Origin of the sequence: Streptomyces sp. NBC_00353, assembly GCF_036108815.1 — a bacterium.
GTDB lineage: Bacteria > Actinomycetota > Actinomycetes > Streptomycetales > Streptomycetaceae > Streptomyces.
In genome coordinates, this window is sequence record NZ_CP107985.1 from 6519710 (window position 1) to 6546340 (window position 26631).

The window sequence follows — 26631 nt, forward strand, 5'->3', positions numbered from 1 at the left end:
CGAGGGGTGCGGTGGGGCCGCACCCTCTTCTCGCCGAGAACAACACCGCAATCCGCCCCCACGTCACTTCCCCGGGCGGTTCGGCGTGTCGGGGGCCCGCACCGGGGTGCCGCACGAGCGGAGGAAGTCCCGGGTGCGGCGGGCGATCGGCAGGGGCCTTTCGGGCGGGCACGGATACATGTCCTGCTCGACGATCGCGAACAGATCGACGTCCAGCCGGCGGGCGGCGTCGAGCACGGGCCCCAGGGCGGGCACGCCGTTCGGCGGTTCGCACATCACCCCACGCGCCACGGCGGGCCCGAACGGCACCTCGTCCGCCACGACTTGGGCCAGGATCTCCGGGTCGACCTGCTTGAGATGCAGATAGCCGATCCGCTCGCCGAAGGTCTCGATCAGCTTGACGCTGTCCCCGCCGCAGTAGGCGTAGTGACCGGTGTCGAGACAGAGTGAGACCAGGTCGGGGTCGGTGGCGTCGAGGAACCGGCTGACGTTCTCCTCGCTGTCGACATGGGTGTCCGCATGAGGGTGGACGACGATGCGCAGCCCGTACCGGTCCCGCACCTCGCGGCCCAGCCGCTCCGTCTGGGTGGTGAGGTCGCGCCACTGCTCCGCGGTGAGCGTGCGGTCCTCCAGAACCTCACCGGTCTTGTCGTCGCGCCAGAACGCCGGGATGACCACCAGATGCTCGGCGCCCATCGCCCGGGTGAGCGCCGCGATGTCGGCAACATGCGCCCAGGTCCGGTCCCAGACGTCCGGTCCATGGTGCAATCCGGTGAACACGGTGCCCGCCGAGACGGTGAGACCGCGGCGTCGGGTCTCGTCCGCCAGGCGGGCCGGGTCGGTCGGGAGATAGCCGTAGGGGCCCAGCTCGATCCACTCGTAACCGGCCTCGGAGACCTCGTCGAGGAAGCGGTGCCACGGCACCTGCTGCGGATCGTCGGGGAACCAGACCCCCCAGGAGTCGGGTGCCGAGCCGATACGGATGCGGGCCGGGGCAGATGCTGAAGAGGTCATATCGCCCACACTCCCGGCCTCGGAAGACGGGTGTCAAGGCTTCGTCCTTATGTCCGGACAAAATGTTGACAGGGTTCCGGAGAGAGGGCTAGACCTGGGGGCAGCCGCTCCGGTCGCCGGTCGAAGGGATGCGTATGCCTGAGATGTACGACGTGATCACCATGGGGCGGATCGGGGTGGATCTCTACCCGCTCCAGACCGGTCTGCCGCTGGCTCAGGTCGACACATTCGGAAAGTTTCTCGGCGGCTCACCGGCCAATGTGGCCGTCGCGGCGGCCCGGCTCGGCAGACGGACGGCGGTGGTGACGCGCACCGGCCGGGACGCGTTCGGGGACTATCTCCACCAGCAGCTGCGGGAGTTCGGGGTCGATGACCGGTGGGTGACCTCCGTCGACGCGTATCCGACCCCGGTGACCTTCTGCGAGATCTTCCCGCCGGACGACTTCCCGCTCTACTTCTACCGGCAGCCCAAGGCGCCCGACCTGGAGATCCACGAAGCGGAACTCGACCTCGACGCGATCCGCGCGGCCCGGGTCTTCTGGATGACGGGCACCGGCCTGTGCGCGGAACCGAGCCGCACGGCCACACTGGTGGCGCTGCGCGCCCGGAGCGAGGTCCGGGAACGGTCCCGCGGCGGGCAGGGGCACGGCCCCGGACCGCTCACGGTCTTCGACCTGGACTGGCGCCCGATGTTCTGGACCGACGACCCCGGCCACCCCGGCGCGGACCACCCTGTCCACCCCACCGCCTCCGCCCGCTACCGCGAGGCCCTTGCGCACGCCACCGTTGCCGTCGGCAATCTCGACGAGTGCGAGATCGCCACCGGGGAGCGCGAGCCGTACGCGGCCGCCCGCGCCCTGCTCGCCGCCGGGGTCGAGCTCGCCGTCGTCAAGCAGGGCCCCAAGGGCGTCCTCGCCGTCCACCGCGACGGCACCGTCGCCGACGTCCCGCCGCTGCCCGTCGAGGTCGTCAACGGTCTCGGCGCCGGAGACGCGTTCGGCGGTGCGCTCTGTCACGGGCTGCTCGCCGGCTGGGAGACCGAGCGCGTCATGCGGTACGCCAACGCCGCCGGTGCCATCGTCGCGTCCCGGCTCGCCTGTTCGCCGGCCATGCCGTTCCCGTACGAGGTGGAAGAGGCGCTCGTGCGGGGCGCCGTCACCGCCGGTGAACCCGGAGCGGGCTCATGACGCCCGCGGCCTCCTCCGTCTCCGACCTCGTCCGGCTGCGCGTGCGCCACCCGGAGGCCGTCACCGAGGCCGCGGCCCGGCGCCGAAGGCGCCCCCTCGTCGGCGACAGCGGCCGCCTGATGATCATCGCGGCGGACCACCCGGCCCGCGGCTCCTTCGCCGTCGGGGAGCGCGAACTGGCCATGGCCAACCGGTTCGAGCTCCTGGAGCGGCTCTGTCTCGCCCTCTCCCGCCCCGGCGTCGACGGCGTCCTCGCCACCGCCGACATCCTCGACGACCTGCTGCTTCTCGGCGCGTTGGAGAACAGGGTCGTCGTCGGCTCGATGAACCGCGGCGGACTCGCGGGCGCCTCCTTCGAACTCGACGACCGCTTCACCGGCCACCGCCCCGACGACCTCGCCCGGCTCGGCTTCGACGCGGGCAAGCTGCTGCTCCGTATCGACTACGACGACCCCGGTTCCCTCGACACGATGCATGCCACCGCCCGCGCGATCGACGCCATGGCCGCGCACCGGCTGCCGGTCTTCGTCGAGCCGTTCCTCTGCCGCCGTGTCGACGGCAAGGTCCGCAACCATCTCGGTGCGGCGGCGGTGACCACGTCGATCGCCATCGCCTCGGGACTGGCCGGCACCTCCGCGTACACCTGGCTCAAGGTCCCCGTCACCGAGAACCCCGACGACATGGCGCGCGTGATGGAGACATCGACGCTGCCTGCCGTGCTGCTGGGCGGCGAGGTGGGCGGTGACCAGGAGGGTGCGTACGAGAAATGGCGCAGGGCACTCCGACTCCCCACCGTCCAAGGGCTGGTGGTCGGGCGGTCGTTGCTCTATCCGGTCGACGGCGATGTGGCCGGAGCTGTCGACACAGCCGTGGCGCTGCTGTAGCGAGAGGGCAGGGACGGGTATGGGAGAGGGCATGACTACGGACAACGACGAACGCGTACGCGACCGGCCGTCGTACGAGCGGCATCTGCCCGCCGGCAGCGCGGCCGACGGACCGTATGCCCTGGACATCGACCCGAAGCGGGCCGGCTGGGACCGGTCGAGCCTGCGCGTGGTGGAGCTGCGGCCAGGCGGTGTTCACACGCTGGCCACCGGGGAGAGTGAATGGATCATCCTGCCGTTGACCGGTGGCTGTACGGTGCACACCTCAGGTGAGATCTTTGAACTGCTGGGCCGGGAAAGCGTGTTCAGCGGGGTCTCCGACTTCGTGTACGTACCGCGTGACGCCCATGCCCAGATCTCCTCCGGCGCCGGAGGCCGCTTCGCCCTGGCAGGAGCGAAGTGCGAGCGACGACTCCCCGCTCGCTACGGCCCCGCGCCGGAGGTACCCGTCGAGCTGCGCGGCGCCGGGAACTGCTCGCGCCAGGTCAACAACTTCGCCGCTGCCGACACATTCGACTGCGACCGGCTGATCGCCGTCGAGGTCCTCACCCCCGGCGGCAACTGGTCCTCGTACCCGCCGCACAAGCACGACGAGTACCGCCCCGGCGCCGAGTCCGTCCTCGAAGAGATCTACTACTTCGAGATCGAGGAGAACCGGGGCAGGCCCGGCCTCGGCTACCACCGCGTGTCCCCGTCCCGGCCCGGCGGTACGGACGTCCTCGCCGAAGTCCGCAGCGGCGACGCCGTGCTGATCCCCGACGGCTGGCACGGCCCGTCCATCGCCGCTCCCGGCCACACCCTGTACTACCTCAATGTGATGGCAGGTCCGGGCGAGCAGCGGGAGTGGCTGATCAGCGACCACCCCGACCACGGCTGGATCCGCGACACCTGGCCCGCCCAGCCGGTCGACCCCCGGCTGCCGCTCCACGGACTCTCCGGAACGTCCGGACTCTCCGGTCAGGAGGCACCTCGATGAGCACCCGCAGGCTCACCACCGCCCAGGCCCTGGTGTCCTTCCTCGCCCGCCAGTACACCGAGCGCGACGGCCGGCGACAGCGTCTGATCAGCGCCACCTGGGGCATCTTCGGCCACGGCAACGTCGCCGGAATCGGCCAGGCGCTCCTGGAGACGGGGGCCGCCGCGCCCGGGTCCGTATCCGCCCGGCCCGCCATGCCCTACCTCCAGGGCCGCAACGAGCAGTCCATGGTGCACGCCGCCGTCGGCTACGCCCGCCAGTCCGGCCGCCTCTCCGCGCACGCCGTCACCACCTCCATCGGCCCCGGCGCCACCAACCTCGTCACCGGCGCCGCCCTCGCCACCATCAACCACCTCCCCGTCCTCCTCCTCCCCGGCGACATCTTCGCGACCCGCCCCGCCGACCCCGTGCTCCAGCAGCTCGAAGTCCCGTCCGCGGGCGACCTCTCCGTCAACGACTGCCTGCGCCCCGTCTCCCGCTACTTCGACCGGATCACCCGCCCCGAAGCGCTCGTTCCGGCCGCCCTCCAGGCCATGCGGACCCTCGCCGACCCGGCGGAGACCGGCGCCGTCACACTCGCGCTGCCGCAGGACGTGCAGGCGGAGGCGTACGACTGGCCGGAGGAGTTCTTCGCCGAGCGCATCTGGCACGTACGCCGCGCCGCACCCGACGCCCACGAACTGGAACGGGCGGTACGGGCCGTGCGCACCGCCCGCCGGCCGCTGATCGTCGCAGGCGGCGGGGTCCATCACAGCGCGGCCGAGGAGACCCTCGCCGCACTGGCCGCCGCCACCCGGATCCCCGTCGCCTCCACCCAGTCCGGCAAGGGTTCGCTGCGCCACGACCACCCCGCCGACGTCGGCGGCATCGGCCACACCGGCACCGCGACCGCCGACGAACTGGCCCGTACCGCCGACCTGATCATCGGCATCGGCACCCGCTACTCCGACTTCACCACCGCCTCCGCCACCCTCTTCTCGAACCCGGCGGTCCGCTTCCTCAACCTCAACATCACCGGCTTCGACGCCCACAAGCTCGCCGCGCTGCCGCTCGTCGCCGATGCCCGCACCGCCCTCGAAGCGCTGACCGAGGCCCTGAACCAGCGCAACTACCGCGTCGACCCGGCCTACGAGACCGAGTACACCGACGCCAAGGAACGCTGGGAGCAGCGCGTCGACACGGCGTTCGCCGCGGACGACCCGGCTGCGCGGCCCACCCAGGCCCAGGTCCTCGGTCTGCTCGACACCCTGGTCGACGACGACGACATCCTGATCAACGCGGCGGGGTCGCTCCCCGGCGACCTGCACCAGCTGTGGCGGACCCGCTCCCGCAGCCAGTACCACGTGGAGTACGGCTACTCCTGCATGGGATACGAGATCCCGGCCGCGATCGGCGTACAGCTGGCCGCCCCCGGCCGGCCCGTCTGGGCGCTCGTCGGCGACGGCACCTACCTCATGAACCCCACCGAGATCGTCACTGCCGTGCAGGAGAACCTGCCGGTCAAGGTCGTCGTCCTGCAGAACCACGGCTACGCCTCGATCGGCGGACTCTCCGAGTCGGTCGGCGCCGAACGCTTCGGTACCGCGTACCGGCAGCGCGCCGCCGACGGCAGCTTCACCGGCCCCCCGCTGCCCGTCGATCTCGCGGCCAACGCGGGCTCTCTCGGCATGCGGGTGCTGCGCGCCAAGACCGTGCGTGACCTGCGTGAAGCCCTCACCGCCGCGCGGACCTCGGACCGCCCCACTTGTGTCTACGTCGAGACCGAAACGGCAGACACAGTGTCGGGCCCCCCTCCGGCGCAGGCGTGGTGGGATGTTCCTGTAGCCGAAACGGCCACCCGCCCGTCGGCGGTCAAAGCCCGGGAAGACTACGACCGGCAAGTCGCAGCCCGACGCCGCCACCTCTGAAGGCCTGAAGGAGTACGTAATGAAGACCGTCAACCACTGGATCGGTGGCAAGACCGTCGAGGGCACGTCGGGCAACTACGGCCCGGTCACCGACCCGGCCACCGGCGCCGTCACCACCCAGGTCGCACTCGCCTCCCTCGAAGAGGTCGACGCCGCGGTCGCCGCCGCGAGGGACGCGTACGCGACATGGGGCACGTCATCGCTGGCCGCCCGCACCGCCGTCCTGTTCCGCTACCGTGCACTGCTCGACGCGCGCCGTGACGACATCGCCGCGCTGATCACCGCCGAGCACGGCAAGGTGCACTCCGACGCGCTCGGTGAGGTCGCCCGCGGTCTGGAGATCGTCGAGCTGGCCTGCGGCATCACCACCCAGCTCAAGGGCGAGCTGTCCACCCAGGTCTCCAGCCGGGTCGACGTCTCCTCGATCCGCCAGTCGCTCGGTGTCGTCGCGGGCATCACGCCGTTCAACTTCCCGGCGATGGTGCCGATGTGGATGTTCCCGCTGGCCATCGCCTGCGGCAACACGTTCGTGCTGAAGCCGAGCGAGAAGGACCCGTCGGCCGCCAACCTGCTGGCCGAGCTGGCAGCCGAGGCCGGACTGCCGGACGGCGTGCTGAACGTGCTGCACGGCGACAAGGTCGCCGTCGACGGACTGCTGAACCACCCGGACGTCGCCGCGGTCTCCTTCGTCGGCTCCACCCCGATCGCCCGCTACATCCACACCACCGCCTCCGCCAACGGCAAGCGCGTCCAGGCGCTCGGCGGTGCGAAGAACCACATGCTGGTCCTGCCGGACGCGGACCTCGACGCCGCCGCCGACGCCGCGGTCTCCGCCGCGTACGGCTCCGCCGGTGAGCGCTGCATGGCCATCTCCGCAGTCGTCGCGGTGGGCGCGATCGGTGACGAGCTCGTCGCCAGGATCAAGGAGCGTGCCGAGAAGATCAAGATCGGTCCCGGCAACGACCCGGCGTCCGAGATGGGCCCGCTGATCACCGCGGCCCACCGCGACAAGGTCGCCTCGTACGTCACGGGCGCGGCCGCCCAGGGTGCCGACGTCGTCCTCGACGGCACGGGCTACACCGTCGAAGGGTTCGAGGACGGCCACTGGATCGGCCTCTCCCTCCTCGACCACGTGTCCACCGACTCGGACGCGTACAAGGACGAGATCTTCGGCCCGGTGCTGTGCGTCCTGCGCGCCGAGACGTACGAGGAGGGCGTCGCCCTCATGAACGCCTCGCCGTTCGGCAACGGCACCGCGATCTTCACCCGCGACGGCGGCGCCGCCCGCCGCTTCCAGCTGGAGATCGAGGCCGGCATGGTCGGCGTCAACGTGCCGATCCCGGTGCCGGTGGGCTACCACTCCTTCGGTGGCTGGAAGGACTCGCTCTTCGGCGACCACCACATCTACGGCAACGACGGAGTGCACTTCTACACCCGCGGCAAGGTCGTCACCACCCGCTGGCCGGACCCGGCCGACGCCCCCGCCGGTGTGGACCTCGGCTTCCCCCGCAACCACTGATCCCCACCCCACCCGCACCGGGCCCCCGGCCGCACCAGCGGCCGGGGGCCCGGCGGTTCTTCGACGGGGCCCGCCCGGCGGGGCGCGGCGTTCCGGAACGGTCCGCGGCGCCGGCCGGTACCGTGCGGGACCTGCCGAAACCCGGTGGCAGGACGCGGTGCGCCTCGCCCATCCCGGACCCCATGACCGCCCCGGCCTTCCCCACCGCGCCCCGGTACGAGATCCGCGCCCGGCGCACCGCCTCCACGGTCACCGTCCACCAGGCGTACACACCGTTCATCGGGCTGCCTGCCGCCCGTGACGGCCGCTTTCCCACTGCCCGGAAGCGCGACCGCATGACATGAGTCGTCAAGGCGCGTTCACAGCCCCTTTCGGTGCCTGGAGAGAGGCCATCCGCGCCGTTGCGGGCCTGGTCGGCGATCTCGCGGCCACTCGATGACCACCGCTGACGTCGTGTGGTCGATTGATATCGTCCGCGAATGACCAGTCGCAGCCGCGACCGCGTCGCAGACGTCCGCAGCGTCGTGATCGCGCACATGCCCGACTACCAGGTCGACTCCGTCGTGCAGCTCGGCGAGGGCCTGGACAACCTGGCGTACGAGGTGAACGGTGAGCTGATCGTGCGCTTCAGCAAGGAGCCCGACCTGGCACGGCGGGCCGCTCTGCTGAACCACGAGGCCCGCGTGCTTGCTGCCGTCGCCGACGTTTCGCCGCTGCCCGTGCCCCAGCCGACGTTCACGGTCGCGGAGCAGGGTTGTCTGGCCTACTTCAAGCTTCCCGGCGTGCCACTGGTGGGTATGCCGCGGCACCAGCGATCGGCTCACGGCACGTCGATCGGCGCCACGCTTGGCGAGCTGCTCACTGCGCTGCATGCTGTTGCGATCGATCGGATGGCGGTGGAAACGGACCACCAGCCGGTGGCCGAGTGGCGACATGAGGCCATGGAGAACTATGTGACGGTGGCCGGGCAGGTACCGGCGGCGCAGCGCCGATCCGTCGAAGCGTTCCTGGACGCCGCACCACCGCACGATGGCTGCACCCCGACGTTCTCCCACAACGATCTGGGGATCGAACACGTTCTCGTCGACCCGGTCGCATGGACGGTGACCGGCATCATCGACTGGAGTGATGCCGCCGTCGTCGATCCGGCTTGCGACTTCGGGCTGCTCTACCGCGATCTCGGCCCCGCGGCCACCCGCGCCGCCATCAGCACCTATCGAACCGACGCCAACGACGTCGCGGCTCTCAGCGAGCGCGCCGTGTTCTATGCCAGGTGCAGTGTCTTCGAGGATCTGGCATACGGCATCGAGACGGAACAAGGCAGATACGTCGACAAGAGCCTTGCCGCGATGGAGTGGCTGTTTCCGTCATAGCCGCCTCATCTCGACCGAGCCGCCAGGGACATCAACCCGCCGGGAGGGAACCAGCACCCCCAATGATGCAAGGAATCGGGCTATGAACGCCGCTTGACATGGATCATCAAGCGGCGTTGACAGACCTTTAAAGTCCCAGCACCTCGCCGTACTTGATGGCCCCGTGGGGCAGTGCGAAGCCGAACGGGGTCAGCGACTTGCCCAGCGGGTACGTCTCCTCGGTGCTGCTCGGCGCGAACCAGACGCCACCGGACCTGGGCTCACCGGCGTTCTCCCCGGGCGCGCTCACCGCGGTGTCCCACAGTCCGTCGCGGTTGTAGTCGCCGACGGCCACCTGGGCGCCGAAGCGGTCGCCGGCCTCGGCCGTGCCGGGCATGTTCGTGGTGCTCTGGCTGCGGGCCCGACCGCCGTAGAGGCCGTGCTCCGTGCCGTTCATGGTGACGTACCCGCCCGCGTCCTTGACGGTGCCCACGTCCTCGCCGGGCACGCCGACCACCAGTTCCGGACGGCTGTCGCCGTTCAGGTCGCCCGCGGCCAGCGCGGCGCCGAAGTCGTCGCCCTCCTCTGCGGTGCCGCCGACCTCCGGGTTCGACTGGGTGATGCACTCGCTCTCGGTGCCGAAGTTCGCGGTCTTCGAGCCCTTGAGCAGGAGCACCGCACCGCCGAGCCGGTCCTCGCAATGCGTGGTCTCCGACTCGGGGTTGGGCTGTACGAGGCCGACCGCGAGGTCGTCCGTGCCGTCCCGGTCGAAGTCGGCGGCGGCGAGCGAGCTGCCCCGGTCGGCGTCGGCGTACCACTGGGCCGGCTTGGCCTGGTCGTCCCAGCGCGTGATGAAGGTGCCGGAGTCCTCCGTGCCCTGCCAGGTGGCGGCGAGGTCGTCCCGGCCGTCGCCGTCGAAATCGCCGGTTGCCAGGTCGCGGGTGGCGCCGCCCATGCTGTAGCGGCGCAGGGTGGTGGTGGTTACGGGGGCCGCGGTGAGCGGGCCCGGGCGGAACCGAAGCGAGCCGCTCTCCTCGCTGTTCTCGCCGTACGCGAGGTCGGTGTCGCCGTCGCCGTCGTAGTCGCCCGTGGCGATGGTGCGGCCGATGCTGCTGAACTCGCCCGTGCCCCTGGCCACGGTGGTGCCCTTGACGTTCCACCCCGAGCCGTCCAGGACGGTGATGGTGCCCTCGTCCTTGAGCTGGTCGGAGGTGAGCGACTCGCCGCTCGCGCCGACGACGAGCTCGAAGACGCCGTCGCCGTTCACGTCGACGGGTGCCACGGAGGACCCGAAGCGGTCGCCCGCCTCGGGCGTGCCGGGTATGCCGGCCTCAGCCTGGCTGATGACACCGGTGGACTGGCTCGGGCTCTGCGGGCCGCCATAGATCACGCTGATGTAGCCGGCCTTGGCCTTGCCGTTCACCGTGGCGTTGGGCATGCCGACCGCGATGTCCGCGTATCCGTCGCCGTTGAAGTCGAACCGCGGAGTCGTTGCAGCCGCGGCGCTCCCGGCGAGTGGCAGGGTCAGACCGGCGACGGTGAGGGCCGCTGCGGCGGCGGTGACGGCCAGGGTGCGTGAACGCACGGGGAACTCCCGTAGTCGAAGGGGGCAATGAGAGCGAAGGTTCTCGGAGATGTGACTCACGAGGTGTACGAAGGGTTGTGTGAAGGTGGCGGAACACGACTCGGGACTCGCCGTCCACGCGGGCACCATCCCATCGGGGGTGGCCGGTCCGACGAGGCGGCGGCGCTGCTCCCGGCCGAGTCGCCCTACCTCACGGACATCACGCCCCCGACCGGCTGAACCACCCCGAACTCCCCGGATCGCTGCCCCGGTGGCTGCTCCCACCGACGCGGCCTGGCATCCTGCACGGATCCGCCGGACCTTCGACCGTGGAGGCCGGCTCAAGGCAGCGGGACAGAGGGAGACAGCCGTGGAACCAACGCCTGCCCGGGAGCGGCGAGACGCGCTTCCCGAGGGACTTGCCGAGGCGATACACGACACCGCCGAGGAGATAGCGGCGTTGCTGCGCGGCCGGACGGACACGGGCATCCCGGTCCCCGGATCCAGCTGGACCCTCGGTGAGGCGGCAGCCCACCTGGCGCAGGCCAATGAGCTGATGGCCGATATCGCGGCCGGTCAGGAACGCCCGTACGGGGACGGTACGCCGCAGAGCCTGGCGGCGGCCAACGAGCGCTCCCTCGCCGGGTTCGGCGAGCGTGGAGCCGATCCGCTCGCCGAGATGATCGTGGCGCAGGCCGACGCCTTCCTCGCGGCGGCGGAGCAGCGCCCGTTGGACGAGACCGTGATCACCCCTCTGAGCTCGATGGATGTGGCCACCCTCGGCTCGTACCTGCTCACGCACATGCTCGGCCACGGTTACGATCTCGCCCGCGCGGTGGGCCGTCCGCACATGCTCGACGGCGCCCGGGTCGAGCTCTCCATGCCCTTCATGATCACAAGCATGCCGCGGGTGGTCGCCTCCGCCGCTGCCGGACTGAACGCGCGCTTCGCGATCCGCCTGCGGGGTGGACAGCGCTTCGGTGCGACCTTCACCGACGGAGCGCTGACCGTCAGCCCGGGGCCGTTGAGCCGCCCGGACTGCACCATCCTCATCGAACCGGTCACCTTCCTGCTGATCGCGCTCGGCCGCTGCGATCCGTGGGGCGCCATGGCCCGCGGCCGCGTGCTCGCCTGGGGCCGCAAGCCCTGGATGGCCCCTCGTTTCCCGTCCTTGTTCACGGCGCCCTGAGAAACACGCGTCCGGCATACCGCGTACGGAGTACGGCGGGGGAGGAGCGTACGTCTCAAGGAGGCTCGGCAGTTCCCCCTTTCGGCAGCCCGGGAGCGCGGGACGGGCGCTTAGGGTCGATGTATGCAGACCCCTGACTCCCGATGGCGCCGATGGTCCCGCGGACGCGGCCGGTGGGCGGCGGCCCTGGCCGCGCTCGTCGTGCTGGCGGGCGCCGGCACCTGGACCGCGGCGGCCGACGACAGCGCGCCCGCGGTGCACCGCGAGGACCGGATGATGCGGGTGGACGGGGTGTCGATCGACACCTCGTACTTCACGTCCGGGGGTTCGCAGCGCCGGCCCGCCGTGCTGATAGGGCACGGCTTCGGCGGCTCCAAGAACGATGTGCGGGCGCAGGCCGAGAAGTTGGCCGGTGCCGGTTACGCCGTTCTGACCTGGTCGGCCCGCGGGTTCGGGAAGTCCGGCGGGGAGATCTCGCTCAACGCACCCGGCCGCGAGGTCAAGGACGTGTCCGGGCTGATCGACTGGCTGGCGCGCAGGCCCGAGGTGCAGCTGGACGGCAAGGGCGACCCGCGCGTCGGCGTCACCGGTGCCTCGTACGGTGGCGCGGTCTCGCTCCTCGCCGCCGGGCACGACAAGCGCGTCGACGCCATCGCACCGGTCATCACATACTGGAACCTTGCCGACGCGCTGTTCCCCGACGGGGTCTTCAAGAAGCTCTGGGCGGGGATCTTCATCACCTCGGGCGGCGGCTGCGACAGGTTCGAGAAGCAGCTGTGTGACATGTACGAACGGGTCGCCGTCTCCGGGAAGCCGGACGCCGCCGCCCGTGCCCTGCTGACCGACCGCTCCCCGTCCGCCGTCGGCGACCGCATCAAGGTGCCCGCGCTCATCGTGCAGGGACAGACCGACTCCCTCTTCCCGCTCGGCCAGGCCGATGCGATGGCACGCACCATCAGCGGCAACGGTGCACCCGTCTCCGTCGACTGGATCGCGGGCGGGCACGACGGCGGGGACCTGGAGAGCGGTCGGGTCGAGAACCGGATCGGGTCATGGTTCGACCGGTACCTGAAGGAGGACAAGGGCGTCGACACCGGGCCCGGCTTCCGCGTCACCCGTACCGGAGGCATCGACTCCACCGATGGGGCCGCCCTCCAGCGCGGCGCGAGCAGCGACCACTACCCGGGGCTGTCGAGCGGCGCCAGGCAGATCGCGCTCACGGGCACGGGAGGCCGACAGGAGATCACCGGCCTGGGCGGGGGCAGCGGTCAGGGCGGCACACAGGACGACGCGAGCGGCAGAGCACAGGACAGCGCCTCCGCCGGTCCGCGGACGCAGGCCTTCCGGAACCCGGCCGGCGCCAACCCGCCCGCCATCTCCGCCGTCCCGGGCGTCGGCGGCGGACTCGCCCAGCTCTCCACCCTCGGCGTCGGACTCTCGCTCGACTTCCCCGGCCAGTACGCCCGTTTCGACTCCGCCCCCCTCGGCACATCGATGCGTATCACCGGATCACCCACCGTCCGTGTGAAGGTGACGGCCGGACAGGGTGATGCGGTGCTGTTCGGCAAGGTGTACGACGTGGCGCCGGACGGGCGGCAGCAGGTGCTGCCCGCCCAGCTCGTCGCCCCCTACCGGATCGCGCCCGCGCAGCAGAACAGGACCGTCGAGCTGACCCTGCCCGCCGTCGACCACGCGCTCGACGCCGGACACCGGCTCCGTCTGGTCCTCTCCGCCACCGACCTCGGCTACGCCTCACCGGCCGAGCCGACCACGTACACGGTCTCCCTCGACGGCCCGCTGGCCGTCCCCACCGCACCCGCGGTGAAGACCGCGTCGGCCGGACTGCCGTGGTGGACCTGGGGACTTCCCGCCGCAGCCGCTGTCATCGCGCTCGCGCTGCTGCTCACCGCACGCCGCCGCACCGCGACCCCGGCCCCGGACCCGGCGCTCGCCGACGTCCCGCTCCAGATCACCGGCCTGTCCAAGAAGTACGCCAGGTCCGCCGACAGGTACGCCGTCCAGGACCTGTCCTTCCGGGTCGAGAAGGGCCAGGTCCTCGGACTCCTCGGACCGAACGGGGCGGGGAAGACCACCACCCTGCGGATGCTGATGGGGCTCATCGGCCCCGACGGCGGCGAGATCCGTGTCTTCGGGCACGCCATCCGGCCGGGTGCGCCCGTGCTGTCCCGGGTCGGGGCGTTCGTCGAAGGGGCCGGCTTCCTGCCGCACCTGTCCGGGCGGGCCAACCTGGAGCTGTACTGGCAGGCCACCGGACGCCCCGCCGAGGACTCGCACATCGAGGAGGCCCTGAAGATCGCCGGACTCGGCGACGCGCTGGCCCGCGCGGTGCGGACGTACTCGCAAGGCATGCGGCAGCGGCTCGCCATCGCCCAGGCCATGCTGGGCATGCCGGACCTCCTCATCCTCGACGAGCCGACCAACGGCCTCGACCCGCCCCAGATCCGCGAGATGCGGGACGTGATGATCCGGTACGCGGCCGGGGGCCGGACCGTCATCGTCTCCAGCCATCTCCTCTCCGAGGTCGAACAGTCCTGCACCCACCTGGTGGTCATGGACCGTGGCCGGCTTGTCCAGGCGGGCCCGGTCGCCGAGATCACCGGCTCCGGCGACACGCTGCTGATCAGCACCGCGGCAGAGGTCGCCGAACCGCTGGTGGACAAGGTCGCCGCGCTGCCCGGTATCGGCTCCGCGGTCCGTACGGACGACGGGCGCGGGCTGCTCGTACGGCTCGACGGAGCCGCCTCGTCCTCCGCGCTGATCGCCGAACTCGTCCGGCTCGACGTGCCGTTGACCGGTGTCGGACCGCACCGCCGCCTGGAGGACGCGTTCCTCACCCTGATCTCCGGAGGCTCCGCATGAGTGCCGCAGTCGATGTCACCGACGCCGCCGAAGCCCGCGGATACCGGGCGCGGCACACCCTGCCGCTGCGCGTCGAGGCCGTAAGACAGCTGCGCAGGCGACGCACCCTGCTGATGGGCGGGGTGCTGGCGGCCCTCCCGTTCATCCTGATCATCGCGTTCGCGATCGGCGGCACACCGGACTCCCGGGGTGGCGGCGACCGGCTCACGCTGATGGACACGGCGACCGCGTCCGCTGCGAACTTTGCCGCGACCTGCCTGTTCGTCTCCGCCGGGTTCCTGCTCGTCGTGCCGGTGGCGCTGTTCTGCGGGGACACCGTCGCCTCGGAGGCCAGCTGGTCGTCGCTGCGCTATCTGCTGGCGGCGCCCGTCCCCCGGGCCAGGCTGCTGTGGAGCAAACTCGTCGTGGCACTCGGCTTCAGCCTGGCCGCGATGGTGCTGCTGCCACTCGTCGCTCTGGCCGCGGGAGCCGCCGCGTACGGCTGGGGGCCACTCCAGCTCCCCACCGGCGGCGCGCTGGCGGCCGGCGACACCGTGCCCCGGCTCGCGCTCGTCGTCGCGTTCATCTTCGTGTCCCAACTGGTCACTGCCGGGCTGGCGTTCTGGCTGTCGACGAAGACCGACGCCCCGCTGGGCGCGGTCGGCGGCGCGGTCGGGCTGACCATCGTCGGCAATGTGCTCGACGCCGTCACCGCACTCGGTTCCTGGCGCGAATTCCTTCCCGCGCACTGGCAGTTCGCCTGGGCGGACGCGCTCCAGCCCGACCTGGAGTGGGGCGGCATGGCAAAGGGCGCGGCGATCTCGGTGACGTACGCCCTGATCCTGTTCGCTTTCGCCTTCCGGGGGTTCAGTCGTAAGGACATCGTGTCCTGACCTTGATGTTCCGAGGCGATTCGCGGCCTTCGCGCCCGCCGTTGCCGCATCGAGATTCATCCGCAACGTCTTCGTCTGCTCCTTGACGCCGTCCCGAACGTCACATTCACAAGTGCTGACACGACGTTGGGGGCAGGGAATGGAACGCCGGACGTACAGAGGGACATACGCAAGGACGTTGGGTCTGCTTCTGGTGGGCGGGGTGCTGCTCACCGGCTGCGGGGGCGGGGGGAGCACGAACGACTCGGCGGTCGACCGCGCGAGCGGTAAGCGAGGGACGAGCGAGGGCGGCCAGGTCGCGCCCGCGCCGGCCCCCGGCGCGTCGGACGACGGCGCGCAGAACGCGGAGGACGGGCGGCAGAAGCCCGTGGCGCCGGACTATCTGTCCACGTTCGCACTGGACGTGGACACCGCCAGTTACGGGTACGCGCGCCGCAAGCTCGCCGACGGCGAACTGCCGGGAGCGGAGACCGTACGGCCCGAGGAGTTCGTCAACAGCTTCCGCCAGGGCTACCGTCGGCCGGCCGGCAACGGCTTCTCGGTGACGGTCGACGGAGCCCGGACGGACACCGGCGAGGGAGACGGTGCGCGGGCCGGCGACTGGTCGCTCGTACGCGTCGGTCTGGCCACCCGCGTCGCGGACGAGCACGGCGAACGCCCGGCCGCCGCGCTCACCTTCGTGGTCGACATCTCCGGCTCGATGGCCGAACCCGGCCGCCTCGACCTGGTGAAGAAGTCCCTCGCCCTCCTCACCGACGAACTCCGCGACGACGACTCCGTCTCCCTGGTCACCTTCAGCGACGAGGCGAAGACCCTGCTGCCGATGACCCGGCTGCGGGACCACCGCGGAAGGATCCACGACGCCGTCGACTCCATGGAACCCACCGACTCCACCAATGTGGAGGCAGGCATCCGGCGCGGCTACGAGGAGGCGGTCGACGGCCATCGCGAAGGCGCCAACAACCGGGTCGTCCTGCTCTCCGACGCCCTCGCCAACACCGGCGAGACCGACGCCGACGCCATCCTCGAACGGATCGACGCCGCCCGCCGCGACTACGGCATCACCCTCTTCGGCGTCGGCGTCGGCAGCGACTACGGCGACGAACTGATGGAACGCCTCACCAACAAGGGCGACGGCCACACCACGTACATCGCCGACGAGGCCCAGGCGCGAAAGGTCTTCGTCGACCAGCTCCCCGCCCACATCGAACTGCGGGCACGCGACGCCAAGGCCCAGGTCGCCTTCGACCCGAAGACCGTCCAGCAGTTCAAGCTCATCGGCTACGAGGACCGGAAGGTCGCCGACGACGACTTCCGCGACGACAGCGTGGACGGCGGCGAGATCGGCCCCGGCCACACGGTGACGGCGCTCTACGCCGTACGGCTCCGCGACGGCGCCGCCGGACATGTGGCGACCGCGACGGTGCGCTGGCTGGACCCGAAGACGCGGGCGCCGCACGAGCGGTCCGGATCGGTCGAGACCGGCGCGATCGACGGCAGGCTGTGGGGCGGCGACAGCGGCAGGCGCCTCCAGGTGGCCGCGGTGGCTGCGTACTTCGCGGAGGACCTGCGCGGCGGCAAGCTGCCGGGTCAGCCGGGCCTCGGTGAACTCGCCGATCGGGCATCCGAGTTGGCGACCGACACGGAGGACAGCTCGGTCCGGAAGCTGGCGACCGCGATCGCCAGGGCGGACGGGCTCAAGGGCGGCAGCGGATCGGACGGCGGGGGACAGCAGGAGGGCGAGATGGACTGACCGCGGGAGATCCCGGAGGGCGGCGAGCCGGGGCGGGCGGATGGCGGACAAGGGGGCGGGGCCGAGCGGCGGCCTTGCGGAAATGGCACCGCAGAGCCCGCCCCGCCACGCCATGATGTGGGGCATGGCCTCCCTGCTGCTCGCGCTCGCCACCTTCACCACCGGCCTCTACGCCGGCTTCCTGGTGTGCTTCATGATCGGGATCATGCCCGGCCTCAAGCCGCTGCCGGACGACCAGTTCGCCGCCGCGATGCGCCGCTTCAACGAGAAGGTGCCGGGGCCGCTGTTCCTCGTCCTCTTCCTCGGGGTGATCGCCTTCCCGGTCGCCGCCCTCGTCGTACCGGTCGACGGCCGGACCTCCGCCGAGGGCGGTCTCGTCGTGGGCGCTCTGGCCTGCGCGGTGCTCAGCCATCTCGTCACCGTCAGCGGCAACATCCCGCTCAACTCGGCACTCGCGGCATCCGAGGACGGCGACGACGGCGCGGCCCGCCGGGCCTTCGAGTCCCGCTGGAACACTCTCCACCGGATCCGCACCGTGCTGTCGACGGGGGCGTTCGCGCTGTTGGTCGCCGCAGCCGTGTAGGGCGGGCCCAGGGGGTGGGGATGTCCGGCGGATCGCGGCGGGCCCGCGACGTCCGGCACATCCCCAAGTCCTCGGCTTCACCCCCGCAGCGAGTCCCGGAGGTAGGGCCGGCCCTACCTCCGGGACTCCGGCAGCACGGATGGTCCGGGCGGATCGGCGTCTTCTACGGTGAGGCCATGCGCCCCCGGAATGTGTGGCAGGCCCTGGCGAGCCCCCGCTATCTGCTGTCGTCCTGGCCCTGGCGGTCGGCCGGATACCTGCTGAGCGGAGCCCTCGCAGGCATCCTCGTACTCGTCGTGATCACGCTGGGCGTGGTGCTCGGCGGCGCGCTCTCCCTCGTGGCGGTCGGGCTGCCGCTGCTCGCTCTGACGGCCCTCTGCGGCATTCCGGTGGGAGCCATGGAGCGGGGCAGGCTCCGCCTGATCGACCGGTCCCCGGCGCCCGATCCGCACCGCCGGCCGGCCGAGCCGGGCCTGTGGAGCTGGCTGACGTACCGCTACCGGGAGCAGGCCACCTGGCGGGAACTCGGGTACGCGCTGCTGCTCGCCGTGGTCCTCTGGCCGCTCGACGCCCTCGCGCTGACCGCCTGTGCGGCCGTGCCGCTGTCCCTGATGTCCACCCCCGCGGTGATGCAGCTGTACGGGAACGGCGAAGAGGCCCGCGTGGTGAAGCAGTGGACGGTCAGCGGCTGGCCCGAAGCCTTCGCCACCGCGGCCGCCGGTCTCGTACTCCTCGCGCTCGGCTGCTGCGTCCTCGGCCTGCTGGCCGGAGCGCAGGCGGAACTGACTCAGCTTCTGATCGGCGACCGCAGAAGCGAGTTGGGGGACAGAGTCACCGAACTCACCCGATCCCGCGTCCGGTTGGTCGACGCCTTCGAGGCGGAACGCCGCCGTATCGAACGCGACCTGCACGACGGCGCCCAGCAGCGCATCGTCGCACTCACCATGACCCTCGGACTCGCCCGCCTCGACGCCCCGCCCGGCCCCCTCGCCGACCAGCTGGCCAAGGCTCATCAGGAGGCGGGCCGGGCGCTCGCCGAACTGCGCGAGCTGATCCACGGCATCCACCCCAAAGTGCTGGCCGACTACGGCCTGGAGGCGGCCGTCGCCGACGCGGCAGACCGGTCGTCGACACCCGTCGACCTTGACCTGGCACTGCCCGACCGGTACCCGGAAGCCGTCGAGGCGGCCGCGTACTTCGTGGTCTGCGAGGCTCTGGCGAACGTCGCCAGGCACAGCGGCGCGAGCCGCGCCGAAGTGACGGGCGGCCACGCGGCGGGCCGGCTGTTCCTGGAGATTCGTGACGACGGCCGCGGCGGTGCGCGAACGGGCGGCGGAGGAACGGGACTGACCGGCCTCGCCGACCGGGTGTCCGTACTGGATGGCAGACTTGCGCTGTCCAGCCCGCCCGGCGGCCCGACCCTCTTGCGCGTGGAGATTCCTTGCGTTCCCTGCCTTCCCCGCGAACGGACCGATCGCTCCGGGTAGTGCTGGCCGAGGACAGCGTGCTGCTGCGCGAGGGCCTCATCGGACTGCTCACCCGCTGCGGCCATGAGGTTGTCGCCGCCGTCGGTGACGCGGAAGGACTCCTCGCGGCCGTCGCCGCGCACGCGCCGGACATTGTCGTGACCGATGTCCGGATGCCGCCCGGCTTCCAGGACGAGGGGCTGCGCGCGGCGGTGGAGCTCCGCGCCGAGCAGCCCGCTCTGCCGGTGCTGGTGCTCAGCCAGTATGTGCAGCGTACGTACGCCGCCGACCTCCTCGACTCGGGCGACGGATCCGGCGTCGGCTATCTGCTCAAGGACCGGGTCGGTCAGGTCGAGGAGTTCGTCGACGCACTGCGGGAGGTCGCCGACGGCGGCACGGTCGTCGACCCGGAGGTCGTACGCCAACTCCTGCGCCGCCGCCGCGATCCGCTGGAGCGGCTCACCGCCCGGGAGCGGGAAGTGCTGGCGCTGGTCGCCCAGGGCAGGTCGAACGGGGCGATCGCCGCAGAGCTGGTGGTCTCGGAGGCCGCAGTGGGCAAACACATCGGCAACATCCTCGCCAAGCTGGACCTGCCACCGGCCGACGAGACGCACCGAAGGGTCCTGGCGGTGCTGGCCTTCCTGCGCGCGTAACCCGGCCCCTGGCCGGACCGGTTCGCCCTTCGACCGGGGAGGCGTGGCCACCTGGCCAGAGCGGCTTGTGTCGCCCAGCTCGCGGAGGTCGTCCCGGTGAGGGGCGGCACGCCCTGGGAGCAGGCGGTGCCGCATTTCGGCGCCTTCGGCCGGGCGATGTCTCAGCGTTACGCATGGGCGACTCGTCAGTACACTGAAAAGGAAATACCACTCAATCCGGGTGTCCTGCCCTACGCGGGTTCGCGGAGGGAAGTGAGCGATGGCTGAACAGCTCCTCATGGACGAGGCCGGCGCGGCGCGACTTCGGATGATCATTGAAGCAGGTGCGGAACTCACGGGTGCCGATCTGCTCAATTTCGCGCTGGAGCACGCGGTGACGGAGGCGGGTGGCCTGGGCGGAATGGTGCATGTGCGGGGCCCCGGGGGCCGGGGGCTGTTGCTGATGGCGAGCAGCGGGCTGGTCCGCACCGTGGCCCAGGACTGGGAAGAGATCGAGGAGCACAGCGTGACCGCGCCCGCCCGGGCGGTGAGCGGCGGCGCATCGGTATGGATGCCCGCAGCCGATGACGACCCGGCCCGTGCCGCGGAGGTCTCCACGGAGCCCGGCACGCAGGGTGACTCCACGCAGGGCGACTCACTCGACAGCACACACGAATCGGCCCCCGGAGACACTGTCGGTAACCACCCCCACGGTTCCGCCCCGTGGTCACCCACCTCCGCGCTGCCCGACGGGAGTGGACTGCTGGCCGTTCCGCTGCTCACCCCGGGCGGGACGGCCGGCGCGCTGTCCGTGCTCACTGTCGGCAAGGGGCAGCCCACGCCGTGGCAGCGCGGGGCCGTCGAGGTGCTGGCCGCCTGGGCCGCCCTGCGGCTGCGGGACCAGTGGACGGGGCCGGACCGGACCGAAGCGGGTCGGCTGCGCGAGAAGCCCGTCTCCCGGCTGCCGAGGGAGCCGTCCGCCACCCTGCTGCGGCAGGCGCTGGAAGCTCTCAAGATGGGTTCCTGGGAGTGGGACCTGGCCACCGGGGAGCAAGTGTGGGACGAGTCGACCCTCGCCATCCTCGGCATGGAGGGGGAGTCCTCGAAACAGACTTTCGAGACGTGGACCCAACTGGTCCACGCCGACGACCTGCCCTGGCTGCTCGTCGAGATCGAGCAGGCGATCCGCAACCGCCGGGTGTCCGCTGTGGAGTACCGGATCTGCCGCCCGGACGGGACCGCGGGCTGGGTCAGCGCGCGGGGCCGGGTCCTGCCGGGGGAGGACGGTCAGCCCGCCCGCATGGTCGGCACGGTGTGGGACACCACTGAGAGCCGGATCGCCCGGGACTCGGTGAGCCGCGCGCTGCTGCACATGAGTGAAGCGTTCTTCGCGGTCGACAGCGGGTGGCGGATCACCTTCGTCAATGTGGAGGCGGAGCGGTTCCTCGGCGCCTCGCACGACCTCCTCGGCCGGATCCTGTGGGACGCCCTCGACGAGATCGGCGTCGACGCCGTGGAACTCGGCCTGGAAACGGCCTACCGGCGGGCCGCCGAAAGCGGCACACCGGGCGGATTCGACGTGCGGTGGCCGACCAACCGACGCTGGTACCACATGCGGCTGGTTCCGATGCCGGACGGCCTGACGGTGTACGCCAGCGATGTCACCGAGATCCGGTCGCAGGAGGCGGAGTCCGCCACGGCGGAACGCGTCACGGCCGACCGCACCGCCCGTATCACCGAGCTGACCGGCGCGCTCGCCGAGGCCCTGACCATGCAGGACGTCGTGAACGCCACTGCCGAGCGGGTCATGGCACCGTTCGGCGCCTCCGGCCTCGTCTTCCACCTCATCGAGGACGAGACCGTACGGGTCGCCGGGGCGGTCGGATACCCGCAATCGTTTCTCGACCGGGTCGACGGGGTGCCGGTCAACGACATCACCCCGGTCGAGGAGGTGCACCGCACCAGGAAGCCGACCTTCATCGACTCGGCGGAGGACTACGTCGAGCGCTATCCCGACAGGGTCGACTCCCCCGCGGCGATCAACAAGTCCGCCTGGGCCTTCCTGCCGCTGATCGTCTCCGGGCGTTTCACCGGGTGCTGCGTCATCTCCTTCACCGAACCGCGCCACCTCAGCGGGGAGGAGCGGGCCCTGCTCATCACGCTCAGCGGGCTGATGGCACAGGCCATCGAACGCGCCCGGCTGTTCGACGCCGAGCACACCAGGGCCCAGGAGCTCCAGCGCGGTCTGCTGCCGGAAGTACTGCCCACGCTGCCGGCCGTCGCCTCCGCCGCCCGCTATCTGCCCGCCAACGAGGGCGTCGAGGTGGGCGGCGACTGGTACGACGTGATCCCGCTCTCCGGCGCCCGGGTGGCGCTGGTCATCGGCGATGTGATGGGGCACGGCCTGTCCCAGGCGGCTACCATGGGCCGGCTGCGCACCGCCGTCCACACGCTCGCCGATCTCGACTTCGCGCCCGAAGAGCTCCTCAACCGCCTGAACGACGTGGTCAACGACCTCGGTGACGACTTCTACGCCACCTGCCTGTACGCCGTGTACGACCCCGTCACCCGCACGTGCACGTTCGGCTCTGCCGGGCACCCCCCGCCGGCGGTCGTGCACCCGGACGGCACCACCGAGTTCCTCACCCGCCCACCGGACCCGCCGCTGGGCGCCGCTCTGCCGCCGTTCGAGACCACCGAAGCGGTCCTGGAGGAGGGCAGCCTGCTCGTGCTCTACACGGACGGGCTGATCGAATCCGCAACCCGGGACATCGACCGGGGCATGTCCCACCTGACGAAGGCGCTGGCCACCGCCGCTGCCGCCGTACAGGACCAGGACGAGGCGGCATCACTGGAGCGGCTCTGCGACGACATCCTGGCCGAGCTGCTGCCGGGCCAGCAGCTCACGGACGATGCCGCGCTGCTCGTCGCCCGCACCCGCGCGATACCCGCCGAGTCGATCGCCGGCTGGGTCCTCTCCGACGGCCCGATCGCCGCACAGGAGGCCCGCAACCACGTCCGGGACCAGCTGGCCGACTGGCAGCTCGACGAGCTCGCCATGACCGCGGAACTCCTGGTCAGCGAGCTGGTCGGGAACGCCGTCCGGTACGGCCGAAGCCCCATCGGACTCCGGCTGCTGCGCGCGGAGGGCCTGATCTGCGAGGTCTCCGACGGCAGCCTGACCACGCCCCGCATCCGGCACGCCACCGAGACCGACGAGGGCGGCCGCGGGCTGCAGCTGGTCGCCGCCCTCGCCCAGCGCTGGGGCGCCCGCTACACGGCCACCGGCAAGTGCATCTGGACCGAACAGCCGGTGCCCTGACCGCCCTTCAGCCGGGTGCCGGCCGGCAGCGGTCCGTCCTTCGAACGCAAGACGCCTTCGAACGCAAGAAACGCCCCTGAGGGGGCCCATACGGTGGCCCCTCAGGGGTGCGCCGACACTGCGGTCTCCGTGTGTGGCGGTCGACCGCTGGAGATCAGTTGTGGCCGAACTTTCGCTGCTTCCTGTGGGACACCGGCTCCGATATCGAGCGCACCGTGTCGGGCGTGGCCGTCGTCTGCGGCTGCTGCTCCTTCGTCTCCGCAGCAGCGCTGCGTTCATGGCCGCCAGTGCGGGCACCACGGTTCTGCCGGCTCTGTTTCTTGCTCACGATCGTGCCTCCTGTTAGCGGCTGTCGTTCTCGGAAAATCGGCCACTATCAGATTCGCATGTGAGTACGAACGTCGCATTTCGGGCATTGTTGTGTGCGAGGTCGCCGGGTCGGTCCGGATCGCCACCGGATGTCGCCGGGCGGCCCATCGGGGCGCCTGCGCTGTGGTCAGGCGGGGTAGGCGTGCGTCTGGGCCGCTTTGACCGTTGCCCAGACCGTGGCGCCCGGGTGGAGGTCGAGCTCGGCCGCGGCGACCGTGGTCAGGTCGGCGGCGAGGGGGAGTTCGCCGGTGAGGTCCGCGCGGATCTGATCGCCGTGGGTTTCCAGGCCGGCCACCTCGCACCGCCACAGGTTGCGCGCGCTGGAGCCGGTGGGGCGGTCGCGGTACAGGGTCACGGCACCCGGCGGGAAGGCGACGAAGGCGGGGCCGGTGAGGTCCTCGGTGGTGGTGATCGCGGGTCCCGCGTCGAGTCGTACGGTGTGGCCCTCGGCCCGCCCCCTGTAGAGGTTCAGGCCGACCAGCTGGGCGATGTAGTCCGTACGCGGATGACGGGCGATGTCGGAGGGAGCGCCCTCCTGGACGATGCGGCCGTGCTCGATGACGACGAGCCGGTCGGCGAGGACCATGGCATCCAGCGGGTCATGCGTGACCAGCACGGCGACTGCCTCGAACTCGGTGAGGTGGCGTCGCAGTTGAGCGCGCACATCCAGACGGGTCCGGGCGTCCAGTGCGGCGAGTGGTTCGTCGAGCAGCAGCAGCCGGGGGTGGGTGGCCAGAGCGCGAGCCAGGGCGACGCGCTGGGCCTGGCCGCCGGAGAGGCGGCGGGGTCTGGCGCCGGCATGGTCGGCGAGGCCCATGCGGTCCAGCCACTGCGCGGCCTGCGCGCGGGCCTCGGCCTTGGACGCGCCCTGGCAACGGGGGCCGAAGGCGACGTTGTCCAGGGCGGAAAGGTGCGGGAAGAGCAGATAGTCCTGGAAGACCACGCCGACCGGACGGGACTCGGGCGGCGTACGGTCCAACGAGGCCCCGTCGAGGCGCAGATGACCGCCGGTGAGCGGGGTGAGCCCGGCCAGCGCGCGCAGCGCGGTGGTCTTCCCGGCACCGTTGGGCCCGAGCAGCGCGACGACGTCACCGGGCGCGGCGGTCAACGCCACGTCGAGTCGGAAGGAACTGCGCTCCACGACGAGACGGGCGTCGAGGCCGTCTCGGCGTACGGCGTCGGAGACGGGGCCGGCGGTGGCGCTGTCGATGTGGGTCATGACGCCGTCATCCAACGGTCCCGCAGGCCGGCCAGCACCGCGATCGACACGGCCAGCAGCACCAGACTGAGCGCGATCGCCGCGGCCGGGTCGCTCTGCAACGCCAGGTAGACGGCCAGCGGCATCGTCTGTGTACGGCCCGGGAAGTTGCCGGCGAAGGTGATCGTCGCGCCGAACTCGCCCAGCGCGCGCGCCCATGCCAGCACGGAGCCGGCCGCGATGCCGGGGGCGATCAGCGGCAGGGTGACCCGGCGGAACGCGGTGAAGCGGGAAGCGCCCAGGGTCGTGGCGGCCTCCTCGTAGCGAGGGTCGGCCGCCCGCAGTGTGCCCTCCACGCTGATGACGAGGAACGGCATCGCGACGAACGCCTCCGCGACCACGACCCCGGCCGTGGTGAACGGCAGAGTGATCCCGAACCACGAGTCCAGCCACTGGCCCACGACGCCGTTGCGGCCGAGAGCCATCAGCAGTGCCACACCGCCCACCACCGGGGGCAGGACGAGCGGCAGGGTCACCAGGGCGCGTACGAGGCCGCGTCCGGGGAAGTCCGTACGTGCCAGCAACCAGGCCAGCGGCACACCGATGACCAGGCTCACCGCTGTTGCCGCGGTGGCGCAGACCAGGGACAGCTGCAGCGACTGCCAGACCTCCGCACTGGTCAGCTGGTCGGGCAGGCTGCGCCACGGCGCCCGTACGAGCAGTGCGACCAGGGGCAGCAGCAGGAACGCCAGGCCGATCAGTGCGGGCACCAGCAGCGGGAGCGGAACCCCCGCGCGGCGGCGCCGGACGCGCCCGCGCCGCGGCCCGCCCGGGACGGGCTCGACCGCGGCGTCGGACTTGTCGAACGAGGTCACGGCTTGAGGAACCCGGCCTCGGTCAGGACCTTCTGGCCCTCGGCGGACTGCACCAGTTCGATGAATGCCTTTGCCGCGTCGGCGTTGGGCGCGTCCTTGAGCAGGGCGATCGGGTAGTCGTTGACGGCGTCGGCCGACTCGGGGAACTCCACGCCCTCCACCTTGTCACCCGCTGCCTTCACGTCGGTCTTGTAGACGACCGCGGCGTCGGCCTCCTTCAGCTCGACCTTGGTCAGGGCGCTCTTGACGTCCTGCTCGTACGAGACGGGGGTGAGCTTCAGCTTGCTGGCGTCGAGGGCCTTCTGCGCGGCGGCGCCGCACGGCACGGTCTTGTCGCACAGGACGACCTTGAGACCGGCCTTGGTGAGGTCCTTGAGGGAGGAGACCTTGTCGGGGTTGCCCGGCAGGGTGGCGATCTCCAGCTGGTTGCGTACGAAGGTGGACGGGGTGCCGGACGCGTCCTTCGCGTCGGTGACGATCGCCATGGTCTTGGGGCTGGCGGCGGCGAAGACGTCGGCCGGGGCGCCACCCGTGATGCCGGCGGCGAGGGTGTCGCTGCCGCCGAAGTTGAAGGTGACCTTCGTGCCGGGGTGGTCCTTCTCGAACTCCTCGCCGAGGGTCGTGAAGCTCTCCTTGAGCGAGGCGGCGGCGAACACCGTCACCGTGCCGGACAGCTTCTTCGACGAGTCCGTGGGCGCCGAGGCGGACGAGTCCGACTTGGCCGACGAGTCGTCGGACGAGGAGCAGGCGCTCAGTGCCAGCAGCGCAGCGGTACCTGCAACGGCCACCTGCAGGGTCCGGCGGGTCCGGCGTGCGGAACGGGTCATCACGGGTCCACTCCCTCTGATTCTTCTCTGTCCGGTCCGAGGACGATCCGGCGGCCCGGCTCGTCGCGCTCGGCGTGCAGCCTGCCGCCGTCGACCCGGCGCCCGAGCGCGTCGACACCGACGCCCGTCAAGGCAGCCGCCTCCCCGATCCGGTGGGCATGCACATGGGGATGATACTGCCGCAGATGCAAGGAGGAAGTCTCCTGTTGCATTGCATGAGCTGGACGGTTTGTGAACGGGGTGGGCATGTGCGTTTGTACGG

The 26631-nt window shown here is 71.3% G+C and carries 21 protein-coding genes and 1 pseudogene; 15 read left to right on the forward strand and 7 right to left on the reverse strand.

Annotated elements, in window-relative coordinates; genetic code table 11:
- Positions 1–63: 63 nt before the first annotated feature.
- A complete protein-coding gene (locus OHA88_RS29400; protein ID WP_328627722.1) occupies positions 64–1014 on the reverse strand; it encodes a sugar phosphate isomerase/epimerase family protein in 951 nt (316 codons plus the stop codon).
- 134 nt (positions 1015–1148) lie between these two features.
- Here OHA88_RS29400 and iolC point away from each other — a divergent pair, with 134 nt between their 5' ends.
- The 7 genes and pseudogenes from iolC to OHA88_RS29435 all read left to right on the forward strand — a co-directional run bounded on the left by iolC (position 1149) and on the right by OHA88_RS29435 (position 8860).
- Complete coding sequence (gene iolC / locus OHA88_RS29405) at positions 1149–2201, forward strand: 5-dehydro-2-deoxygluconokinase (protein WP_328627723.1); 1053 nt, start codon at positions 1149–1151, stop codon at positions 2199–2201.
- Positions 2198–3085, forward strand: a complete 888-nt coding sequence (locus OHA88_RS29410) for a Cgl0159 family (beta/alpha)8-fold protein (protein ID WP_328627724.1) — start codon at positions 2198–2200, stop codon at positions 3083–3085. Before iolC ends, OHA88_RS29410 begins: the two co-directional genes overlap by 4 nt.
- A gap of 31 nt (positions 3086–3116) precedes the next feature.
- Entirely contained in the window at positions 3117–4061 is a 945-nt protein-coding gene (gene iolB, locus OHA88_RS29415; protein ID WP_328627725.1) for a 5-deoxy-glucuronate isomerase, read from the forward strand.
- On the forward strand, positions 4058–5968 hold the full coding sequence (gene iolD / locus OHA88_RS29420) for a 3D-(3,5/4)-trihydroxycyclohexane-1,2-dione acylhydrolase (decyclizing) (RefSeq protein ID WP_328627726.1): 1911 nt from the start codon (positions 4058–4060) through the stop codon (positions 5966–5968). The genes iolB and iolD overlap by 4 nt, the downstream gene beginning before the upstream one ends.
- Before the next feature lie 19 nt (positions 5969–5987).
- Positions 5988–7487 carry a CoA-acylating methylmalonate-semialdehyde dehydrogenase gene (mmsA, locus tag OHA88_RS29425; RefSeq protein WP_328627727.1) on the forward strand — a complete coding sequence of 500 codons (1500 nt, stop codon included), beginning with the start codon at positions 5988–5990 and terminating at the stop codon, positions 7485–7487.
- A 182-nt stretch (positions 7488–7669) separates the two neighbouring features.
- Positions 7670–7828: pseudogene (locus tag OHA88_RS29430) on the forward strand (DUF4291 family protein); the annotation flags it as partial.
- A 195-nt stretch (positions 7829–8023) separates the two neighbouring features.
- Positions 8024–8860 carry a phosphotransferase family protein gene (locus tag OHA88_RS29435; RefSeq protein ID WP_328627728.1) on the forward strand — a complete coding sequence of 279 codons (837 nt, stop codon included), beginning with the start codon at positions 8024–8026 and terminating at the stop codon, positions 8858–8860.
- A gap of 127 nt (positions 8861–8987) precedes the next feature.
- Here the strand turns inward: OHA88_RS29435 and OHA88_RS29440 are convergent, their stop codons facing one another.
- On the reverse strand, positions 8988–10424 hold the full coding sequence (locus tag OHA88_RS29440; protein WP_328627729.1) for an FG-GAP repeat protein: 1437 nt from the start codon (positions 10422–10424) through the stop codon (positions 8988–8990).
- Positions 10425–10773: 349 nt separating this feature from the next.
- Here OHA88_RS29440 and OHA88_RS29445 point away from each other — a divergent pair, with 349 nt between their 5' ends.
- The 8 genes from OHA88_RS29445 (at position 10774) to OHA88_RS29480 (ending at position 23100) form a co-directional block, all read left to right on the forward strand.
- A complete protein-coding gene (locus OHA88_RS29445; RefSeq protein WP_328627730.1) occupies positions 10774–11592 on the forward strand; it encodes a maleylpyruvate isomerase family mycothiol-dependent enzyme in 819 nt (272 codons plus the stop codon).
- Between the two features lie 123 nt (positions 11593–11715).
- Positions 11716–14472: an alpha/beta fold hydrolase gene (locus tag OHA88_RS29450; protein WP_328627731.1), complete on the forward strand. Its 2757-nt coding sequence runs from the start codon at positions 11716–11718 to the stop codon at positions 14470–14472.
- A complete protein-coding gene (locus OHA88_RS29455) occupies positions 14469–15344 on the forward strand; it encodes an ABC transporter permease (RefSeq protein WP_267005090.1) in 876 nt (291 codons plus the stop codon). The genes OHA88_RS29450 and OHA88_RS29455 overlap by 4 nt, the downstream gene beginning before the upstream one ends.
- Positions 15345–15483: 139 nt before the next feature.
- Positions 15484–17097 (forward strand): vWA domain-containing protein, encoded by a 1614-nt coding sequence (locus tag OHA88_RS29460; protein WP_328627732.1) that lies wholly within the window; start codon positions 15484–15486, stop codon positions 17095–17097.
- A gap of 124 nt (positions 17098–17221) precedes the next feature.
- Positions 17222–17680 (forward strand): anthrone oxygenase family protein, encoded by a 459-nt coding sequence (locus tag OHA88_RS29465; RefSeq protein WP_328629824.1) that lies wholly within the window; start codon positions 17222–17224, stop codon positions 17678–17680.
- Positions 17681–17856: 176 nt separating this feature from the next.
- A complete protein-coding gene (locus tag OHA88_RS29470) occupies positions 17857–19167 on the forward strand; it encodes a sensor histidine kinase (RefSeq protein ID WP_328627733.1) in 1311 nt (436 codons plus the stop codon).
- Positions 19167–19799, forward strand: coding sequence for a response regulator transcription factor (locus tag OHA88_RS29475; protein WP_328627734.1), 633 nt, complete (start codon positions 19167–19169; stop codon positions 19797–19799). Before OHA88_RS29470 ends, OHA88_RS29475 begins: the two co-directional genes overlap by 1 nt.
- A gap of 259 nt (positions 19800–20058) precedes the next feature.
- Entirely contained in the window at positions 20059–23100 is a 3042-nt protein-coding gene (locus tag OHA88_RS29480) for a SpoIIE family protein phosphatase (protein ID WP_328627735.1), read from the forward strand.
- 154 nt (positions 23101–23254) lie between these two features.
- Here OHA88_RS29480 and OHA88_RS29485 read toward each other — a convergent pair whose 3' ends face one another.
- The 5 genes from OHA88_RS29485 to OHA88_RS29505 form a co-directional block, all read right to left on the reverse strand.
- Positions 23255–23428 carry a hypothetical protein gene (locus OHA88_RS29485; RefSeq protein ID WP_328627736.1) on the reverse strand — a complete coding sequence of 58 codons (174 nt, stop codon included), beginning with the start codon at positions 23426–23428 and terminating at the stop codon, positions 23255–23257.
- A 168-nt stretch (positions 23429–23596) separates the two neighbouring features.
- Positions 23597–24688, reverse strand: coding sequence for an ABC transporter ATP-binding protein (locus OHA88_RS29490; RefSeq protein WP_328627737.1), 1092 nt, complete (start codon positions 24686–24688; stop codon positions 23597–23599).
- On the reverse strand, positions 24685–25542 hold the full coding sequence (gene modB / locus OHA88_RS29495) for a molybdate ABC transporter permease subunit (RefSeq protein WP_328627738.1): 858 nt from the start codon (positions 25540–25542) through the stop codon (positions 24685–24687). Before modB ends, OHA88_RS29490 begins: the two co-directional genes overlap by 4 nt.
- Positions 25539–26369, reverse strand: coding sequence for a molybdate ABC transporter substrate-binding protein (modA, locus tag OHA88_RS29500; RefSeq protein WP_328627739.1), 831 nt, complete (start codon positions 26367–26369; stop codon positions 25539–25541). The genes modB and modA overlap by 4 nt, the downstream gene beginning before the upstream one ends.
- Positions 26369–26533 (reverse strand): hypothetical protein, encoded by a 165-nt coding sequence (locus OHA88_RS29505; protein ID WP_328627740.1) that lies wholly within the window; start codon positions 26531–26533, stop codon positions 26369–26371. The genes modA and OHA88_RS29505 overlap by 1 nt, the downstream gene beginning before the upstream one ends.
- Positions 26534–26631: the final 98 nt, after the last annotated feature.

What these genes read in the sequence shown, in the direction of transcription:
- OHA88_RS29480 (WP_328627735.1), top strand. Translation starts at nt 20,059, where the DNA reads ATGGCTGAACAGCTCCTCATGGACGAGGCCGGCGCGGCGCGACTTCGG.
- OHA88_RS29455 (WP_267005090.1), top strand. Translation starts at nt 14,469, where the DNA reads ATGAGTGCCGCAGTCGATGTCACCGACGCCGCCGAAGCCCGCGGATAC.
- OHA88_RS29400 (WP_328627722.1), bottom strand. Translation starts at nt 1,014, where the DNA reads ATGACCTCTTCAGCATCTGCCCCGGCCCGCATCCGTATCGGCTCGGCA.
- modA (WP_328627739.1), bottom strand. Translation starts at nt 26,369, where the DNA reads ATGACCCGTTCCGCACGCCGGACCCGCCGGACCCTGCAGGTGGCCGTT.
- iolC (WP_328627723.1), top strand. Translation starts at nt 1,149, where the DNA reads ATGCCTGAGATGTACGACGTGATCACCATGGGGCGGATCGGGGTGGAT.
- OHA88_RS29490 (WP_328627737.1), bottom strand. Translation starts at nt 24,688, where the DNA reads ATGACCCACATCGACAGCGCCACCGCCGGCCCCGTCTCCGACGCCGTA.
- iolD (WP_328627726.1), top strand. Translation starts at nt 4,058, where the DNA reads ATGAGCACCCGCAGGCTCACCACCGCCCAGGCCCTGGTGTCCTTCCTC.
- OHA88_RS29410 (WP_328627724.1), top strand. Translation starts at nt 2,198, where the DNA reads ATGACGCCCGCGGCCTCCTCCGTCTCCGACCTCGTCCGGCTGCGCGTG.
- OHA88_RS29465 (WP_328629824.1), top strand. Translation starts at nt 17,222, where the DNA reads ATGGCCTCCCTGCTGCTCGCGCTCGCCACCTTCACCACCGGCCTCTAC.
- iolB (WP_328627725.1), top strand. Translation starts at nt 3,117, where the DNA reads ATGACTACGGACAACGACGAACGCGTACGCGACCGGCCGTCGTACGAG.
- OHA88_RS29450 (WP_328627731.1), top strand. Translation starts at nt 11,716, where the DNA reads ATGCAGACCCCTGACTCCCGATGGCGCCGATGGTCCCGCGGACGCGGC.
- OHA88_RS29460 (WP_328627732.1), top strand. Translation starts at nt 15,484, where the DNA reads ATGGAACGCCGGACGTACAGAGGGACATACGCAAGGACGTTGGGTCTG.
- mmsA (WP_328627727.1), top strand. Translation starts at nt 5,988, where the DNA reads ATGAAGACCGTCAACCACTGGATCGGTGGCAAGACCGTCGAGGGCACG.
- OHA88_RS29470 (WP_328627733.1), top strand. Translation starts at nt 17,857, where the DNA reads ATGCGCCCCCGGAATGTGTGGCAGGCCCTGGCGAGCCCCCGCTATCTG.
- OHA88_RS29435 (WP_328627728.1), top strand. Translation starts at nt 8,024, where the DNA reads ATGCCCGACTACCAGGTCGACTCCGTCGTGCAGCTCGGCGAGGGCCTG.